We start from the raw sequence: 17,705 nt of genomic DNA, 5'->3' as shown, positions 1-17,705 counted from the left end.
ATTTGTGACAAGTGAATAAAAAATGAGAAGGAACTCTGTTATAATGAAGTTGCTTAATCCAAACATTACAACAAAAGGAGTTCCTTCTCATGCATTCTATTATAACTGAAGAATTAAGATTTCGTAAACGAGTATGTGAATATGCTATAAAGTATGGAAATAATGCTGAAGCTGCACGCCGTTATCATACTAGTAGACAACAAGTACAACGTTGGGTGAAGCGTTTCGACGGGACTATCGATTCACTTCGATTGTATAGTCGTAAACCACATTCTCATCCTAATCAACACACTGAGGAAGAACTAGCACTTATCAAGCGTATGCATTCTAAGTTTAAACATGAAGGGCTGTCTCAAGTATATGTTGAGGCAAAAAAGCGTGGTTATAAACGCTCATATGGCTCTATGTGCCGACAAATAAGGTGTCACATTAAAGAGAAAAAGGTTGTTAAATCTGTTCCAAAAAGCAAGTGGAAACCAGATCTAGTAACATATCCAGGAGAAAAGGTTCAGATTGATATAAAATACGTACCTCGCGAGAGTTTAGCCTTTTCAACACAAGGAAAATCTTACTATCAACTTACAGCTATTGATGAGTTTTCTAGAAAGAGAATTCTAAAAATTATAGATGAAAAAAGTGTTACTAATACAAGTCGGTTCTTATTAAATTTAGAAGCCAAAATGGGATTTCCTATTCATACAATACAAACAGATAATGGTCGTGAATTTACAAACTATGGAGTAAAAGATCGAGAGTGTTTATTTGATATTGTATTAAAAAGATTAGAAATAGAGCATAAAACGACAAGACCATTTTCTCCGTGGCAGAATGGAAAGGTAGAGCGCAGTCATCGAATTGATAGTGAGAGATTTTATTCTCGTAAGTTTAATAGTATGGAGAGTTTTCTAAAAGCACATAGTCGATATGCTAATAGATATAATAACATTGCACAAAAAGTCTTAAACTTTAAATCACCAAACCAAGTTATAACAGAGTACTTTATGAATCAAAAGGCATAGGTATTTGTCACAAATGTTTGATTACTCTAGAAAACACAGAATGTATGACTTCGTTTTAAATTTACAGTGCTCATAAAATGCGATAAAATATAAGGTACAGCTAATGTAATGGCTGTACCTTATTATTTTGTATAAGGAGTTGCACATATGCATTTTGAAGCCCTCATACATACCTTTAGAATCCTTGATCTCATCGATATCTTGACGGTTGCTATCGGTATTTATTATATGTATAAACTCTTAAAGGATACACGCGCTGTAGCCTTGTTGAAAGGGTTATTATTTTTGGCTATTTTGAATGTTTTAAGCCATGTAATGAATCTGTATGTTATTAACTGGATTCTCCAACAAGGGATGACCGTTATCCTCTTTGCGTTACCTGTCGTGTTCCAACCGGAATTACGTCGAGCCCTAGAGCAACTTGGGCGTGGCCGTATTTTTAGTAAAGCACAGAATGTAAACGAAGAAGAAATGGACATGGCTATCAATGAAGTGATGGCTGCTGCACGCGTTATGTCTCGTGAACATACAGGGGCCCTCATCGTATTTGAACGCGAGGTAGGCTTAAACGACTTTATTGATACAGGCATTATTGTTGATGCTGTACTTAGTCGGGAATTGATTAAAAATATTTTCGTTCCTAGTACACCTCTTCATGATGGGGCTATGATTATCCGTAATGGCCGCATTCAGGCTGCAGGTTGTCTATTGCCGCTTACCGAGGACCGTACATTGAGTACCGAACTTGGTACACGTCATCGCGCGGCTATCGGTCTGTCTGAACAAACAGATGCAGTTGTCGTTGTTGTCAGTGAAGAAACGGGTGTCATTTCTTATACCTATGGCGGACATATTTATCGTCACTTACCAGAAGATCAAATTAAAGAGGCCCTTCGTACATTTATGGAAAGACCTCGTCAAAATATTACGAGCATGTGGAAATGGGGTGGCAAGAAATGATGATTCATTTGAAACGCAACTGGCCTGCAAAAATACTTTCATTATTGGCAGCCATCGTCATGTGGTTTTTTATTATGCGCGACCAAAATCCTGTGATGGAGGTTTCCTATACGGTGCCTGTACAGGTGCAAAATTTGGCAGCTAATTACATCATAGAGGATGCACCTCAATATGTACGCGTTACGCTTAGTGGGCCACGCGATACGATTATTAATTTGAAGTCTGAAAACCTTAAGGCCTATATAGATGCATCAGGGGTTTCGACGGGACAAAATAATGTAACCATCCACTTTAATCCACCATCGGGGATGAACATAGTTGAAATCAAACCTGATACGGTAACGATTAATGTTGATGAATTTGCGTCAAAGAAATTACCTGTTGAAATTGTGCCAATTGGACAAATTCCGGATAATGTGGCCATGAAATCGGTTACTGTGATTCCTAAGGAAGTCACTGTATCCGGTCGCAAACAACAAGTAATGGCTGCCACACGAGTTGTCATGAAGGTTAATGTGGCTGGTCAAACTAAAAACTTTAGTGCTGTTGCTGATTTAGAAGCTTGGGATAATGCGGGCAATGTGCTCGATGTAAATATTAGCCCAACACAAGGCCAAGCACAGTATGAATTAAATTTACTTAGAAAAGATAAAGCCGTACCTATTTCGGCAATAACCGTAGGTCAAGTAGCGGATGGTTATGAAGTCAAAGGTATTACGATTAAACCTGTACAAGTAACAATTACAGGCCGTGAAGAAATGGTGGATTCTGTTTCAGATCTTAAGACGGAATCTATTGATATAAGTAATGCTACGGCACCTATTGATGGTACCTATAATATAGTAATTCCTGATGGCCTTACTAGTAAGATGACTACGGTTCATGTAACAGTGGATATACAAAGAAAAGCATAGATATGATAAGAATAATAAATCTTCGCGTAGCCGTTACCGTAAAGGCTACGATTGAGGAAATAGTAGAAAAGAAATACCCTCAACTAAAGGGATATATACAGAAAATTCATGTGGTGAGACGTGCCGTAGATGCTCGTAAGAAACCCAATATTGTATTTGTGTATACTCTTTTTGTAGAGGCTCAACATGAAGAAAAAATCATTAAGAAACTAGGTAAGCAAAAGGATGTTACCTTATTTACACCTGAGGATCCAGAACCGATTGCCATTGGTGATAGACCTCTAGCACATAGACCTGTTGTGATGGGCTTTGGTCCCGCAGGTATGATGGCGGCCTTTTACTTAGCCCGTGAAGGATATCGCCCTATCGTGTTAGAACGGGGACAAGATGTAGATACTCGTGCAAAGGATGTGGAAACATTTTGGAAAACGGGATCCTTTAAACCGGAATCGAATGTTCAATTCGGTGAAGGTGGGGCCGGTACATTTTCTGATGGTAAATTGACTACGCGCGTCACACATCCGCGGTTGCATGAAATTTCAAAATACTTTGTAGAATTCGGGGCACCGGAAGAAATCCTATACAAGCATAAACCTCACGTAGGAACAGATAAATTACGTCATATGGTAAAAGCCATGCGTGAGCGCATTATCGAATGGGGCGGCGAAGTCCGCTTTGGAGCTAAGGTAACCGATGTATTCGTTGACCAGGACCGTGTGGTCGGTATCGAGGTGAATGGTGCGGAACGTATTGATACTACTTTAGTTTTATCTGGTGTAGGTCATAGCGCGAGAGATACGTATGAAATGTTATTTAAACGCGGTATCGATATGATAGCTAAACCATTTGCTATCGGTGTTCGCATTGAGCATCCTCAAGATGTCATCGATCAATCTCAGTACGGTGTGGATCCAAGAAGCCTAGGATTAGGTGCTGCTGAGTATTCCTTGGTATATCATGATAAAGAATCGGGGCGTACTGCCTATAGCTTCTGTATGTGTCCTGGTGGGCAAGTGGTCGCATCTGCGTCCGAACCGGGCGGTGTTGTAACCAATGGTATGAGCTTGTATGCTCGTGATAGTGGCGTTGCAAATAGTGCTATCGTTGTAAACGTAGGCCCTGATGATTTTGGTACCCATCCTTTAGATGGCGTGGCATTTCAACGAGAATGGGAACACAAGGCTTATAAATTGGGTGGTTCAAACTTTAATGCACCGGCTCAAACAGTAGGTTCTTTCTTAGGCCAGGCTAATGTGCCGTCTGTTGAAAGCAGTATACATAGCTATGAACCTCATATCGTAGATTGCGATTTGCACCAGTGTTTACCTGATTATGTATCGTCTGTTTTAGAACGGGCCTTACCGTATTGGGGACGCCGTATCAAAGGCTTTGATAATCCTGAAATCTGTATGACCGGCGTTGAAACGCGCACATCTTCTCCACTTCGTATGGGGCGTGATGAAAATCGCGTATCCACTACAGTCGGTGGCTTTTACCCGATGGGGGAAGGTGCAGGCTATGCGGGTGGCATCATGAGTGCCGCCTTGGATGGTGCAGAAACGGCGATTGCGTGCATGAGCATGTATGCAAAACCTAATGAATGATACTTTCACAAATAGATTTATACATTTACGTATTATGGTGAAAGCTCAACCTGGATTTTATAAATTGTACAAACTCGTGTGATATAATACACACAACGTAGATTGAAATACATTCGTTTGTAGACGGAGGAGAATATGGCTCGATTATTTGGTACTGATGGTGTACGTGGCGTTGTTAATGAATTTTTAACACCTGAATTGGCATACCATTTAGGGCGTGCAGCGGCAACACATTTTGGTAAAGAAAAAGAACATCCTACATTTTTAATTGGTAGAGATACGCGTATCTCTGGTTCCATGTTGGAATGCGCGTTGGCATCTGGCATCTGTTCTGTAGGCGGTAATGTAGTTATGGCGGGAGTCATTCCTACACCTGCTGTAGCATATCTTGTAAAGCAACAAGGTTTTGATGCGGGCGCTGTTATTTCTGCATCTCATAACCCATTCCCAGATAATGGTATTAAATTCTTTGATGGTAGTGGTTTTAAATTACCAGATGAAGTAGAAGATCAATTAGAAGTATATGTACGTCAAAGTGCAGATAACGAATTACCTCGTCCTACAGGTGCTGGCATTGGTCGTGTAGAGTATAATGCAAATCTTGCACATCACTATGCTCACTTTGTTCGTCATACAATCGATACATCCCTTGAAGGTTTAACGATTGTCTATGATGGTGCGAATGGTGCCGCTTCTAGCGTAGGGCCTGAAATTTTGTCTGGTCTTGGTGCAAAGGTTATCAATATCAATGTCGATCCAGATGGTTTGAACATCAATCATCATTGCGGTTCTACCCATATAGAAGGCTTGCAAGTAGCTGTTCAACAACACCATGCTGATTTAGGCATTGCCAATGATGGTGATGCAGACCGTTGCTTGTTAGTAGATGAAAAAGGTCAAGTCCTCGATGGCGACCAAATCATGCTATTATGCGCTCTTAAATTGAAAGAAGAAGGTAAGCTCAAAGGCGATACCGTAGTTGGTACCGTTATGAGTAATATTGGCTTCCACAAAGCAGCTGAAGAACTTGGTATGAAAACCGTTTCTACTGCTGTTGGTGACCGCTATGTATTGGAATATATGCGTGAACACGACCTTTCCATTGGCGGTGAACAATCTGGTCACGTCATTTTCCTCGATCATAACACAACTGGTGATGGTATGTTGACTGCTGTTCAAGTGGCGGCTCTTGTAAAAGAAAAAGGCCAACCACTTTCTGAATTGGCTGGCATTATGACAAAATACCCACAAGTTCTTATAAACGTACGCGTTGCCACAAAGACTGGTTGGGAAGAAAACGATATTATTAAGGCTGCTATTGTAACAGCTGAAGGTGAACTTGGTGACGAAGGTCGCGTACTGGTACGTGCATCTGGTACAGAACCACTCATCCGCGTAATGGCTGAAGGTCCAGACCAAGCAGCACTACAAGCCTTATGTCAAGAAATTGCTGATATTATCGGTAGAGAACAAGGATTGGCTGAATAACTCTTGATAAGTAGTTTGATACCATTCCGTTTGGTTCCATTCTACAATTTGATATTAAAGGTATACCCTCCTATATATGTCCCTTTGCTCCGTCCTACGTAAAGTCGCTGCAGGAACATATATAGGAGGGTATTTATTTTATATTTATTTAGGATGGTTACCGAATGGAACCGTCACTATTGCGCGGTCATTTCTACTCATAAGAGTTATTTCGGGTATGGAGAGGTCGATAGCAGAGATGATGTAATTCATCTCTTAGATAGTTAAGAGATGGGATGGTGCTTTGCAAATACCTACATAGGGCATGATTTATGTTATTATAGCTATATAGTTTAAATTGTATTGGTTTAATAGTTAAGGTGTAATATGAAAAATATAAATCAAGGGGAGGCTGAGATTCTCCTTAATGAGTGCCCGAATAGTGTTGATTCTGCTTGTGAGTTTGCATATGCTGAATCACAAGCGTGGAGAGAGAAAAATTCACAGCTTATCTTGGAGAAGTTCTTAGAAAAATATCGTGATGAATTGAATGATGTTGAAAAAGCTAAAGTTTATACTAATTTGGCTTTTTATTATAATGATGAGGGCAATATAAAAGAATATGAGTATCTATCTGCAGCTGTAAAGCTAAACACTCCATATATAGAGACCTACCGAGGGCTGGCTTTGTATCATTTTACATCTTATGCAGATAAGGGCTCAGTAGAGGAATTAGAGAGAAGCTTACTTACTTATGAAAAGGGACGAAGCATATCAGATAATTATGAAATGAACTTTGGCTATGCGGTATGTTTATTTGGACTCAAAGAATATGAAAAAGCAAAGACCATTTTTGTGCAGTTACTTGAAAACTGTCCAAATAGAATGCGATTACTTCTTTGTATAGCTTATTGTGATGTGTATTTAGGAAATAAAATCCAATCCCTTGATTATTTGAAGAAAATTAAGATTGGTGGAGATCCTGCATATCAGCGAGATGATGAGATTTGGGAGTTTGATATCTTTAATGCCTATTATGTATTAGATGAGTACAAGTTATTCTTAGAAGAATGTGAAAAGGCTAAAAGCTCTTGTGACTTAAATTACGGCCCTTATTATTTTGGTCTTTGGACTATGAACCAACATGACCAATTCCATCTAGAAGTGGACAAACAACGAACAGAAATACTAGCATGTATTGAAGATGTAAAAATAGATGATGACTTTACGAGTGAAAAAGAGAGGCAAGAGGATCTCCAATGTTGGGAAGATGATTTAGAAAGCCTAAATATATTAGAGCATAAGATTAAATATGAAAATTACAAGCCTACGGTGAAACTAAAATTGTGGCCAATATATGGCTGTTATTTGATAGACTAATTCATACATGAACTCTTAGGATAAATTTTGATATAACCTTATGCATCTTTGTATGGTTCTAAATCGGCATAAAAATAAAAGAGGCAACGTCGTCGACGTTGCCCCTTTTATTTCTTGATTTTATTTATCAGCAACAACGAGTTTATATCCGTTCAAGTGAATATTATCTCCTGTAGTATCTTCGTTAGTTAAGGATTTTACATAGCTATCACCAGTAAGTGTCCAAGTGGAATCTTTGCTGAGTTTCAGTGTAATTTCTTTTGCTGTATTGTCAGTATTTATAGCGCCAACTAAACTAGATCCATTTGTCATGTCCAGCGCAATGGTGCTAATTGCATCGGCTACAATATTGCCGTTTAAGGCTTGGTTGGAGGCGCGAAGTGTAAGGTGACCGCCATTTTCACCGGTTTTGCCCCAACGGGAGTCGGCCGCTGCTTTCACTAGTGTTGTAGTATTGGGAGTAGAGATAACATTGCCAGTAAGGTCTACCTCTGCAGTGGTGTTGTTCACATAGATGAAAGCGCCTGTAGCATGGGTGGTGAGTGAGTTGTTTTCTGCTTTGAGACGGGCAATACCACTTTCAGCATCACCAGAAAAGCTTTGGTATAGCATAAAACCATTGTCTTTGTAGCCTGTTACATTAGAGTTGGTAAGTGTAATGGAATTTTTACCTTCTACGACACCAATTTCACTGTTTTTAGCTTCGCCCGTAATATAGTCAGCTGTGATATTACCAGTAGAGTAGATAATAGGGCTACCTTCACCAGATGTTGTTAATTTGGCAGCCTCTGCTGTAATGGTACCTTCGCCACGGTCTGTAGCTAATGTAGCAGAGTGAGCACCTTCGGTTGTAATAGTAAGATGTTTGCCGTTTACAGTGCCTTTATAAGTGGCATCTAAACCGCGTGAGGAATCGCTCTTTGTGTGAATGTTAGTATTTTCTACATTGATGACAGAACCTTCACCAGTGGCAAATACTGCATTCGAGCCATTGGAATTGGATGTAATATTGCTGCCTTTGATGTTGATTTGACTACCGTCGATACCGAGTATTACTGCATTTTGACCACGGAAATTACTATTGTCATCGCTTGTCGTATTGCCTGTTTTATCGAATACGCTGTTTTCGATGGTTACGACTGCTTTATCTTTGCCGATGAACGCATTTTGATCTGATGTTGTATTAGATATCAATTCATGCGCAATGGCTTTATTTTCGGTTACTACCGTAGTACCTGTGAAAGTATTAGAATTAGCTTCAGCTTTTGGAACTGGCCCATTAGGTGCACTCATAGGTGGATTTCCAGCGGGTGGTGCACTTGGTATGTCTTCTGCAAAGGTTGGAAGGAATGCCAATGTAGAAAGGGCGGCACCTAATACGGCAGGAAGGACCCAACGGCGTAATTTTCTATATGAGTGTTTATGGTTTAGAGATGTTGTCTTTTTATGTGTTTTATTATTTTGTGTATTCATTGTAATCTCTCCTGTTAGACAATAAATATGTATCATATAAATTTTGATAAATATGATTGTATAAAATTTTTATAATAAGTAGTATAATGATGGTGTATGAGTGATCTATGAAATCGTTTGGCTTTATGTACCCCTATGAAAATAAGCGTTATATCTCGTGTTTAATGCTTTCATAAGGCCTAGATTCTTTACATTCATTACATCGATTTAGTATAATATAATTTAGTATGATTACAATTGTACTAGTTCTGCCACATATGAGTGAAAGGAGTCCCAAATTCGTAAAGGCGAATAGCGCAAGTACCCGCGAAGGCAGTCGTTAGGGTAGACGAGGTGAAGAGTGATCGAATCATCAGCGGATGCTCTTCCGGCACATTCATGTCGTAACAGATACTAAAAAGCCCATTGGTAACAATGGAGACAAAGTGTATCTGAATGAATTGTATTAAAGTAATAATTAATACATAATTGAAACATTAATCTAGAATATTAATCTAGAACATTAATTAGCCTTAGTTGTTGGCTGGGGCTAGAATGCCCCCAGTTATAGGAGGATATACTTATGTGCGGTATCGTAGGATACATTGGCTTTAATCAAGCATCTGATTTCTTATTGGACGGTATGGCGAAATTAGAATACCGTGGTTATGACTCTGCAGGTATTGCTGTTATTGGCCCTGAAAATGTAATTAAAATTCAAAAAAAGGTTGGCCGTCTAGCTAATCTTGAGGCTATTGTAAAAGCAGATCCTAATGAAGGGACTGTAGGTATTGGTCATACTCGTTGGGCTACTCATGGTCGTCCATCCGATATGAATTCCCACCCTCATGCATCTGAAGATGGTAAATTCGCGGTTGTTCACAATGGCATCATTGAAAATTACATGCCGTTGAAAGAAGAGCTTATCGCAAAAGGATACCATTTCAAATCTGAAACTGATACAGAAGTAGTAGCTCATCTATTAGAAGATATGTACGATGGTGATTTTGTAGGCACTGTGCGTCGCATGCTTGATCGTGTTGACGGTGCGTATGCTCTTGAAATCATCTGTGCTGATGAGCCGGACAAAATCATTTGTACTAAAAAAGAAAACCCATTGGTTATCGGCCTTGGCAAAGGGGAAAACTTCGTTGCTTCCGATATTCCAGCAATCATTAACTATACACGTGATACATACATCTTAAACGATGGTGAATTAGCTATCGTAACACGCGATAATGTATCTGTATTTGACCGTAAAGGCAATACTATTGATAAAGAAGTGTTCCATGTTAATTGGAATGCAGAAGCTGCAGAAAAGGGCGGTTATGAACATTTCATGTTGAAAGAAATTCATGACCAACCAAAAGCTGTGCGCGATACATTCGGCACACATATCTCCGAAGATGGTAAAACAGTAATCTTTGATGAGTTGAATTGGACTGCTGACGATGTAGCAGCTTTCAATAAAATCCTCATCGTTGCATGTGGTACAGCATACCATGCAGGTCTTGTAACAAAACAATATATTGAAAACTTGGCGCGTATTCCTGTAAATGTGGAAATCGCATCTGAGTATCGTTATAGCAATCCGTTGACTGATGATAAAACATTATGTATCGTTATCAGTCAATCCGGTGAAACATCCGATACATTGGCTGCTTTGAAAGAGGCTAAACGTCATGGCGCTAAATCCTTGGCAATTACAAACGTAGTAGGTTCCAGTATTTCCCGTGAAGCAGATAACACTGTGTACACATGGGCAGGTCCTGAAATCTCTGTAGCGTCTACAAAAGCGTACACGACTCAATTAGTAGCAGGCTTGTTGTTCGCTGTATACCTTGGCCAATTAAATGGTAAAATGGATCCGGCTTTAGGCGAAGAAATCCTTTGCGGTGTTAAAAACTTGCCTACATTGATTCATGAAATCTTTGAAGTAGACGAAGATATGAAAGCCTTTGCAAAACATTATGGCTTCAAATCTGATGCGTTCTTCTTGGGTCGTGCTATCGACTACGCAGTAGCGATGGAAGGTGCTTTGAAATTGAAAGAAATTTCTTACATCCATGCTGAAGCATATGCTGGTGGCGAGTTGAAACATGGTACATTGGCTCTTATCGAAGAAGGCATACCTGTTATCGCATTGGCTACACAAGAGGATGTATACGATAAGATGATCAGCAACATCCGTGAAGTAAAAGCGCGTGAAGCTGTTGTAATCGGTATCGGCATGAAAGGTGACGACGAATTATCTAAACACGTTGACCATACAATCTATGTACCTCGTGCGAATAAATTCATCGCTCCAATCCTCGCTGTTGTACCATTGCAATTATTGGCGTACTACGCAGCGATTACACGCGGCGCAGATGTAGATAAACCACGTAACTTAGCTAAATCTGTAACCGTAGAATAATATATATAACCAACAGTGCCTTGGCACTGTTGGTTTATTTCAATATAGGGAGACTATTATGGCAGTTATATTTTCCGGCATCCAACCAAGTGGTGAATTGACACTTGGTAACTATTTGGGAGCTTTACGTAATTTTTTAGACTATCAAGATACTGATGAATGTTACTATTGTATCGTTAATCAACATGCGATTACAGTACCACAAGATCCAAAAGAGTTATTTCAAAATACTCGCAATTTGGCAGCGTTATACCTCGCTGTTGGCCTAGATCCTAAAAAGGTAACATTATTTGTTCAATCCGAAGTACCTGAACATGTAAAACTTGGTTGGGTTATGCAATCTATTAGCTATGTAGGCGAATTAGAACGTATGACACAATATAAGGATAAATCTCAAAAGCAAGGTGACTCTATTCCTACAGCGTTGCTTACGTATCCACCATTGATGGCGGCAGATATTTTGTTATATGGTACTAACTATGTTCCAGTAGGTGAGGACCAAAAACAACATCTTGAGTTGACTCGTAATTTGGCAGAGCGTTTTAACCGTAGATTTGGCGAAACTTTCGTAGTACCTGATATCAAGGTAGGCGAAGGTGGTGCTCGCGTTATGAGCTTACAAGAGCCAACTAAGAAAATGAGTAAATCTGATGATAACCAAAATGCTACAATCCGTCTTTTGGATGCACCAGACTTGATCGTGAAAAAATTGAAACGCGCTCAAACTGACTCTGACAACGCGGTGCGTTACGATAAAGAAAACAAACCTGGCATTTCTAACTTGATGGGCATTTACCGTGCTATCACAAAAGACAGCTATGAAGCTATCGAAGAAATGTATGCTGGTAAAGGGTATGGCGCATTTAAATCGGATATTGCTGATTTGCTTGTAGCAACACTTGAACCAATTCAACAACGATACAATGAACTCATAACAAGCCCTGAACTAGATGTCATTTTAGATGAAGGTGCTGCAAAAGCACATGCAAAAGCATCTATGATGTATCGCAAGGTTGAACAAGCGATGGGGCTTTGCCGTAAATAAGTATTTACATACACTTTTGAGGTCAATTATGACAAAACAAGAGGTAAGCGAACGATTTTCGGGTGGCCATGTAAAGCATATGGTCACCACACATAAGGCCGTACAGTGGCTAGGACGGATTCTAGGCATTGTAATTTGTGTTGCCCTCATTAAATGGGCCCCACATGATATAGGTAATCGCATGCTTTGTTATGCATTGGTCGTTTGCTTGTTATGGTGGGTACACGGGCTCGATGTAGTGCTCGTATATATTTGTGAAAAAGGCTTTGTCATCAAACAGAGACCGACAAATTTACGTGACTATTTCCGTAGTGCCATTAATTTGGATGATTACTATGTGTATGTTCCTTTTGAAAGCGTAGTTGGGTTTACGCCTGATTGGAAAGAACTACAAGCCGTTAATACTCATGGTGGCATTTATGTAGTACCTTTAGATCTGCAACTTGCACCGTATAAGGATAAAATGCGCCTTCAAGCCGCCATAAAACATTATAGAGATACACATGATGTATAATTTTGTAAATTTATTGATTTAACTATTTACAACTTTAATACGCTAAAGTATAATAGGTTCATAAGTTAAAACATGACCTATAACATATTGTGTGGAGGATATTATGAACTGGAAAAAGATTATGGCTGTAGGTTTGGCTGCAGTTTCTATGATGGCTTTTGTAAGCGGTTGTGGTAGTGACACAAAGAAGGCTGATACTCAATTACCTAAGAAAATTGTTATTGGCCTAGATGATAGCTTCCCACCAATGGGCTTTAAAGATGATAAAGGTGAAATCGTAGGGTTAGATATCGACTTGGCTAAAGAGGCTGCTAAGCGCGCTGGTATGGACGTTGAGTTCAAAGCGATTGACTGGTCCAGCAAAGAAGCAGAGTTAAAATCTAAGAAAATCGACGTATTGTGGAATGGTTTAACTGTTTCTCCTGAACGTGAGAAAAATATCTTGTTTTCCGATACATATATGAAAGATAAACAATACATCGTTGTTCGTAACGATGATAATGCTATCAAGGGCAAATCTGATCTTGCTGGCAAGGTTGTAGGTGTGCAACAAGCTAGTACTGGTGAATCTGCATTACAAAACGATCCTAGTGGCAAAACCGTTAAAGAAATTAAATCCTATGCTGATTTCGTAAGTGCATTTATGGATCTTGGCATTGGTCGTGTCGATGCAGTTATCGCTGATGGTGTTATTGCTCGTTACCTCATGACAAAAGAACCTGGCAAATACAAAATTGTAGAAGGAACTGATTACGGCGTAGATAACTTTGCTGTAGGGTTCCGCAAAGATGATACCGCATTACGCGATAAAATCAATGGTATCTTAGCCGAAATGAAAAAAGATGGTACTGCTGATAAAATCGTTGAAAAATGGTTGGGCTCTAGCGCAGATCTAGATAAGAGCGATGCTAAATAGTACGATTCGTGATATACTAATAGTACTGTGGTCAGTATGTACAACTGATAATTAAAGAACGAAATGTACACTAGAGAAGAGGCCATGTGCCTCTTCTCTATTCGTGTTTTGAAGGAGTATTTCATGTTAGATTATTTATTGCAGATTATCCCGACCATTGCGGATGGGCTTAAGGTCACCATTGCACTGTTCTGTGTTGTATGGGTACTATCTATACCTGGTGGTATCATATTAGCTTTACTGCGACTATCTAAGCTTCCTGTAGTCGATAAAATTGTTGAAGCCTTTGTATATCTAATGCGTGGTACGCCGTTGATGTTACAAATTTTATTCATGTACTTTGCATTGCCAATCATGACGGATGGGGCTATCCAAATGGATGATGCAACGGCTGCTGTGGTTACATTTGTACTCAACTATGCAGCGTACCTTTGTGAAATCTTCCGCGGCGGTATCCAATCGATTCCACGTGGTCAATATGAAGGGGCAAAGGTTCTTGGTTTTACCTATGGTCAAACGATGCGTACCATAATTTTGCCACAAATGTTTAAACGCGTGTTGCCACCACTTGCCAACGAAACGATTAACTTATTAAAAGATACATCCCTCGTATACGTATTAGCTATGAATGATATTTTGCGTATTACAAAATCTATTGTACAACGTGATTTTGATATTTCTGCGTTCCTTGTGGCCGCTATATTCTATCTAATCTTTACATTTATTTTGACAAATATCTTTAATTATTTAGAAAAACGTTTCTCTGTATATGATGAGTAAGAGGTAATTATGACTTTTGTAAATATGGAACGCATAGAGAAACACTTTAATAATAATGTGGTATTGAAAGATGTTTCCTTGCAAATGAATAAGGGCGAAATTGTATCTATTATCGGCCCATCTGGCTCCGGTAAGTCTACATTTTTGCGCTGCTTAGGTCAGTTGGAAACGATTGACGGTGGTACTATTACCGTTGATGGTGTAACGTTGGCATCTACAGATGCTAGCGGTGTCGTTACCTACGCTGATAAACATACCATGCATGATTTATTACTTCGCATGGGTATGGTATTCCAATCCTTCAATTTGTTCCCCCATATGACTGTTCTTGAAAATATTATGGTGGCACCGCGTATGGTAAAAGGTATGAAAGATACCGATATTATGCCAATCGCAGAACGCTTACTTAATAAAGTAGGTCTTTGGGATAAACGAGATATGTATCCCTCTAGATTGTCTGGCGGTCAACAACAGCGTGTGGCAATTGCTCGTGCATTAGCCATGAACCCAGAAATTATGCTCTTTGATGAACCAACGTCTGCCCTTGATCCAGAATTGACTGGAGAAGTATTAAAAACGATTAAACAACTAGCCGATGATCGGATGACTATGATTATTGTTACCCATGAAATGAACTTTGCTCGAGAAGTTTCAGATCGTATCATCTTTATGGCAGATGGTATCATTCAAGAAGAAGGGGAACCGGAACAATTGTTTACCAATCCGCAATCTCCTAGAACTAAAGCTTTTTTAGAAAATATGTTATAATCCTTACCACCTATGTAATCATAGGTGGTACCTTCACATATATGAAAGGAACTTTATGAAATTACCTATCGCATTAGTATTAGCTGGATTGTCCATCGTATCTAGCGTTGCTTACGGAGCCTCTCCTGAACATGCTACGCCAAAGTCTATCGTAGCCTCGCAAGCAGATGCTCTTTCCGTATTGCCAGAGCAATATAAATCGTATGCTACTAAGATGAATACGGTTGTAAAGGATACGAAACACGGTTATACTTTCACCATTCCTTGGCGTGTAAATGATGGTGTTATGATTGATATGGATGTACGGAGTGAAAGTGAACATATACAGGGGTATTCCTTTAATTTGTCTGGACCAAATCAAGACGACGCCTATACCGTGTCTTTTACAAAGAGAAATAATACACCGCAAGGCAATGTGTCACAAAAGGTGTGGAATACAACATGGTATGATGTTCCAATTAAGGGTATGACGGATGAAGAATACCTTCGTATTTGGCGTCAACATAGTAATGTATTTGATGCTAACGATATAGTGGGCGGATTCTTCCCTAAAAAGGGTGCACAAGCAGCACGCTGGAGCCGCACGACACCGAAGTCCTATGCAGAGATGACATCTACGGAAAAGGTTCATTCTATTTTTGAAGCTGAATTTATTATGGAAAAAGATCCAACGCATCGCTATAATCTTGTAAGTACGTATCCACCTATTCAGGCTAAATTTATGGAACAAGGTCTTATGGAAACGACAGTTCCTTCATTTTCTTTGTTAGATACTAAGAAGACTGGCTCTACATTAAATAATGTTAAGAAACTATTGACTGGATCTAGTGATATCAACGTAGCAGAAGGCTTGAAATTCATTAGCCCTAAAGGATTCACACGCATTAATGATCCTAAAAAGATTACTTTCACAAAGGATAAGATTCGTCTCGACATAGAAAGTTTTTCTGTTCCTGTACAAGCGGTGAGCAGTGCTATGCCTACGATGATGGGCAAGCAGATGCTAGGTGACCAATATGTAAAATCTTTGGTGGATGTAAATAAGGCCACCATTGAACGATATGAAACACATATTATTGATGGTTCCGTTATGTTTTATGTAGCAGGGACAATGAAGAATCCTGAAGTCGCAGATACGAATACGGCGGAAACTGTTACATTCGGAGCTACGATTATTCTTGGAAATAATGGCAATGTCGGTGTAGCTCGCATGATAGCACCAATTAGTACTGTATTGACTACACCTGAACTAATCGATATTTTAGATGGATTTAAGTTAACGAATTCTTTAAATATCAATAATTCGTCTCAAGTTCTTTAATCTGCAAAAAAATGTGCTATAATGTATATAAATCCTAATTGAAAAAAGAGGATTTTTCCTAATTCGTCTAGAATATTATAAATAGACTAAACGATTTTTAATCATATCCCTTCATGGGGATTAGAAATAGGAGGGGTTAATATGGTTACCTACAAAACTATTGTCGTACCTACTGATGGTTCTGAAAATGCTAAACGTGCACTAGAACATGCACTTGCAGTAGCAGATCGTAACAAAGCAGAATTGATTGTTGTTCATGTAGCAAATATTGTATCTGCTATTTCCAACTTTGATCAAACACCAATTTCTGGTGGCTATGTGTCTGAACAAATTGCAGAAGACATGGAAGAAACAGGTAAAGAAATTTTGAACGATGTAGTGAAAGAAATTCCTACAGGTGTTAAAGTTAAATCTGTATTTGAAGTTGGTTCCCCAGGCCCAGCATTGTTAGCTGTTGCTAAAAAATACAATGCTGATCTTATCGTAATGGGTAGCCGTGGTCTTGGACCTTTGAAAGGTTTATTCATGGGTAGTGTAAGTAGCTATGTAACTAGTCATTCCTCTTGCCCAGTATTGGTCGTTAAATAATATCATACAATTTAAAGGCTTTGTCATTGTGTACAAAGCCTTTTTTTGTATATAATAGATAGCATAGAGATAGTATTTAAATTTAGATAGATTATTAGTGTTAGTTTAAAAGAAAGGATCCCTATGATCGACGGGAACGAATCATTGTTAAAGTTAGCAGAATTGTTTAAGATTCTTGGCGATCCAACGCGCCTAAAGATTGTTGAGATACTGCTAGAAAATGAGATGTGTGTTAATCATATTGCAGAGACAATGGGCATGGGACAATCTGCTATTTCACATCAGTTGCGAGTATTGCGACAAGCTCGTCTTGTAACATATCGCAAGGAAGGGAAAACTGCATATTATTCTTTAAATGATGATCATGTAGAAGGCCTTGTACGAATGGGTATGGATCACGTATCACATCAATAGAGTACTGTACCTGGTCTATCATATTGCATTATATGAATTAGATACAAGAAGGCTCTCTGTCAAATGTTGGGGTATTCACCCTACGAGTCTTCTTTGGCACCAATCATAGTTATGGTTGGTGCCATTCTTTTTGCTCAAAAGTAGAAT

At 39.1% G+C, this 17,705-nt stretch carries 16 protein-coding genes; 15 read left to right on the top strand and 1 reads right to left on the bottom strand.

From position 1 onward, the window contains the following. Positions 1-89 precede the first annotated feature (89 nt). The 6 genes from HMPREF1504_RS04210 to HMPREF1504_RS04185 all read left to right on the top strand — a co-directional run bounded on the left by HMPREF1504_RS04210 (position 90) and on the right by HMPREF1504_RS04185 (position 7,344). The gene (locus HMPREF1504_RS04210) at positions 90-1,019 is read left to right on the top strand and encodes an IS481 family transposase (protein ID WP_005379765.1); all 930 of its coding nucleotides are present in this window, start codon (positions 90-92) and stop codon (positions 1,017-1,019) included. 147 nt (positions 1,020-1,166) lie between these two features. Continuing rightward, a complete protein-coding gene (cdaA, locus tag HMPREF1504_RS04205) occupies positions 1,167-1,979 on the top strand; it encodes a diadenylate cyclase CdaA (protein WP_005375475.1) in 813 nt (270 codons plus the stop codon). Next, positions 1,976-2,893, top strand: coding sequence for a YbbR-like domain-containing protein (locus HMPREF1504_RS04200; RefSeq protein ID WP_038123666.1), 918 nt, complete (start codon positions 1,976-1,978; stop codon positions 2,891-2,893). Before cdaA ends, HMPREF1504_RS04200 begins: the two co-directional genes overlap by 4 nt. Before the next feature lie 2 nt (positions 2,894-2,895). Continuing rightward, positions 2,896-4,497, top strand: a complete 1,602-nt coding sequence (locus tag HMPREF1504_RS04195; protein WP_038123664.1) for an NAD(P)/FAD-dependent oxidoreductase — start codon at positions 2,896-2,898, stop codon at positions 4,495-4,497. Positions 4,498-4,632: 135 nt separating this feature from the next. Then, positions 4,633-5,985, top strand: coding sequence for a phosphoglucosamine mutase (gene glmM, locus HMPREF1504_RS04190; protein ID WP_038123663.1), 1,353 nt, complete (start codon positions 4,633-4,635; stop codon positions 5,983-5,985). A 366-nt stretch (positions 5,986-6,351) separates the two neighbouring features. Next, positions 6,352-7,344 carry a hypothetical protein gene (locus HMPREF1504_RS04185; RefSeq protein WP_038123660.1) on the top strand — a complete coding sequence of 331 codons (993 nt, stop codon included), beginning with the start codon at positions 6,352-6,354 and terminating at the stop codon, positions 7,342-7,344. Between the two features lie 120 nt (positions 7,345-7,464). On the opposite strand, the gene HMPREF1504_RS04180 is transcribed toward HMPREF1504_RS04185, so the two are convergent. Further along, positions 7,465-8,817, bottom strand: a complete 1,353-nt coding sequence (locus HMPREF1504_RS04180; protein WP_038123657.1) for a hypothetical protein — start codon at positions 8,815-8,817, stop codon at positions 7,465-7,467. A gap of 562 nt (positions 8,818-9,379) precedes the next feature. Between HMPREF1504_RS04180 and glmS the strand changes: the two genes are divergently transcribed. The 9 genes from glmS (at position 9,380) to HMPREF1504_RS04135 (ending at position 17,558) form a co-directional block, all read left to right on the top strand. Further along, positions 9,380-11,212, top strand: coding sequence for a glutamine--fructose-6-phosphate transaminase (isomerizing) (gene glmS, locus HMPREF1504_RS04175; RefSeq protein ID WP_038123655.1), 1,833 nt, complete (start codon positions 9,380-9,382; stop codon positions 11,210-11,212). A gap of 58 nt (positions 11,213-11,270) precedes the next feature. Beyond that, on the top strand, positions 11,271-12,257 hold the full coding sequence (trpS, locus tag HMPREF1504_RS04170; RefSeq protein ID WP_009661729.1) for a tryptophan--tRNA ligase: 987 nt from the start codon (positions 11,271-11,273) through the stop codon (positions 12,255-12,257). Between the two features lie 28 nt (positions 12,258-12,285). Next, the gene (locus tag HMPREF1504_RS04165) at positions 12,286-12,771 is read left to right on the top strand and encodes a hypothetical protein (protein ID WP_038123652.1); all 486 of its coding nucleotides are present in this window, start codon (positions 12,286-12,288) and stop codon (positions 12,769-12,771) included. Between the two features lie 103 nt (positions 12,772-12,874). Beyond that, complete coding sequence (locus tag HMPREF1504_RS04160; protein WP_038123649.1) at positions 12,875-13,687, top strand: amino acid ABC transporter substrate-binding protein; 813 nt, start codon at positions 12,875-12,877, stop codon at positions 13,685-13,687. Positions 13,688-13,810: 123 nt separating this feature from the next. After that, positions 13,811-14,467, top strand: a complete 657-nt coding sequence (locus HMPREF1504_RS04155) for an amino acid ABC transporter permease (protein WP_005379533.1) — start codon at positions 13,811-13,813, stop codon at positions 14,465-14,467. 9 nt (positions 14,468-14,476) lie between these two features. Beyond that, the gene (locus HMPREF1504_RS04150; RefSeq protein ID WP_005379467.1) at positions 14,477-15,235 is read left to right on the top strand and encodes an amino acid ABC transporter ATP-binding protein; all 759 of its coding nucleotides are present in this window, start codon (positions 14,477-14,479) and stop codon (positions 15,233-15,235) included. Between the two features lie 55 nt (positions 15,236-15,290). After that, on the top strand, positions 15,291-16,556 hold the full coding sequence (locus HMPREF1504_RS04145; protein WP_038123647.1) for a hypothetical protein: 1,266 nt from the start codon (positions 15,291-15,293) through the stop codon (positions 16,554-16,556). A 141-nt stretch (positions 16,557-16,697) separates the two neighbouring features. Further along, the gene (locus HMPREF1504_RS04140) at positions 16,698-17,144 is read left to right on the top strand and encodes a universal stress protein (RefSeq protein WP_005379465.1); all 447 of its coding nucleotides are present in this window, start codon (positions 16,698-16,700) and stop codon (positions 17,142-17,144) included. Positions 17,145-17,267: 123 nt separating this feature from the next. Beyond that, positions 17,268-17,558 (top strand): metalloregulator ArsR/SmtB family transcription factor, encoded by a 291-nt coding sequence (locus HMPREF1504_RS04135; protein WP_005379548.1) that lies wholly within the window; start codon positions 17,268-17,270, stop codon positions 17,556-17,558. Positions 17,559-17,705: the final 147 nt, after the last annotated feature.

Origin of the sequence: Veillonella sp. ICM51a, assembly GCF_000524355.1 — a bacterium.
In the GTDB taxonomy this organism is placed as follows: Bacteria; Bacillota; Negativicutes; order Veillonellales; family Veillonellaceae; genus Veillonella; species Veillonella atypica.
Note: the sequence above shows the minus strand (reverse complement) of the source record. Positions and strands in the feature narration are given on the sequence as shown.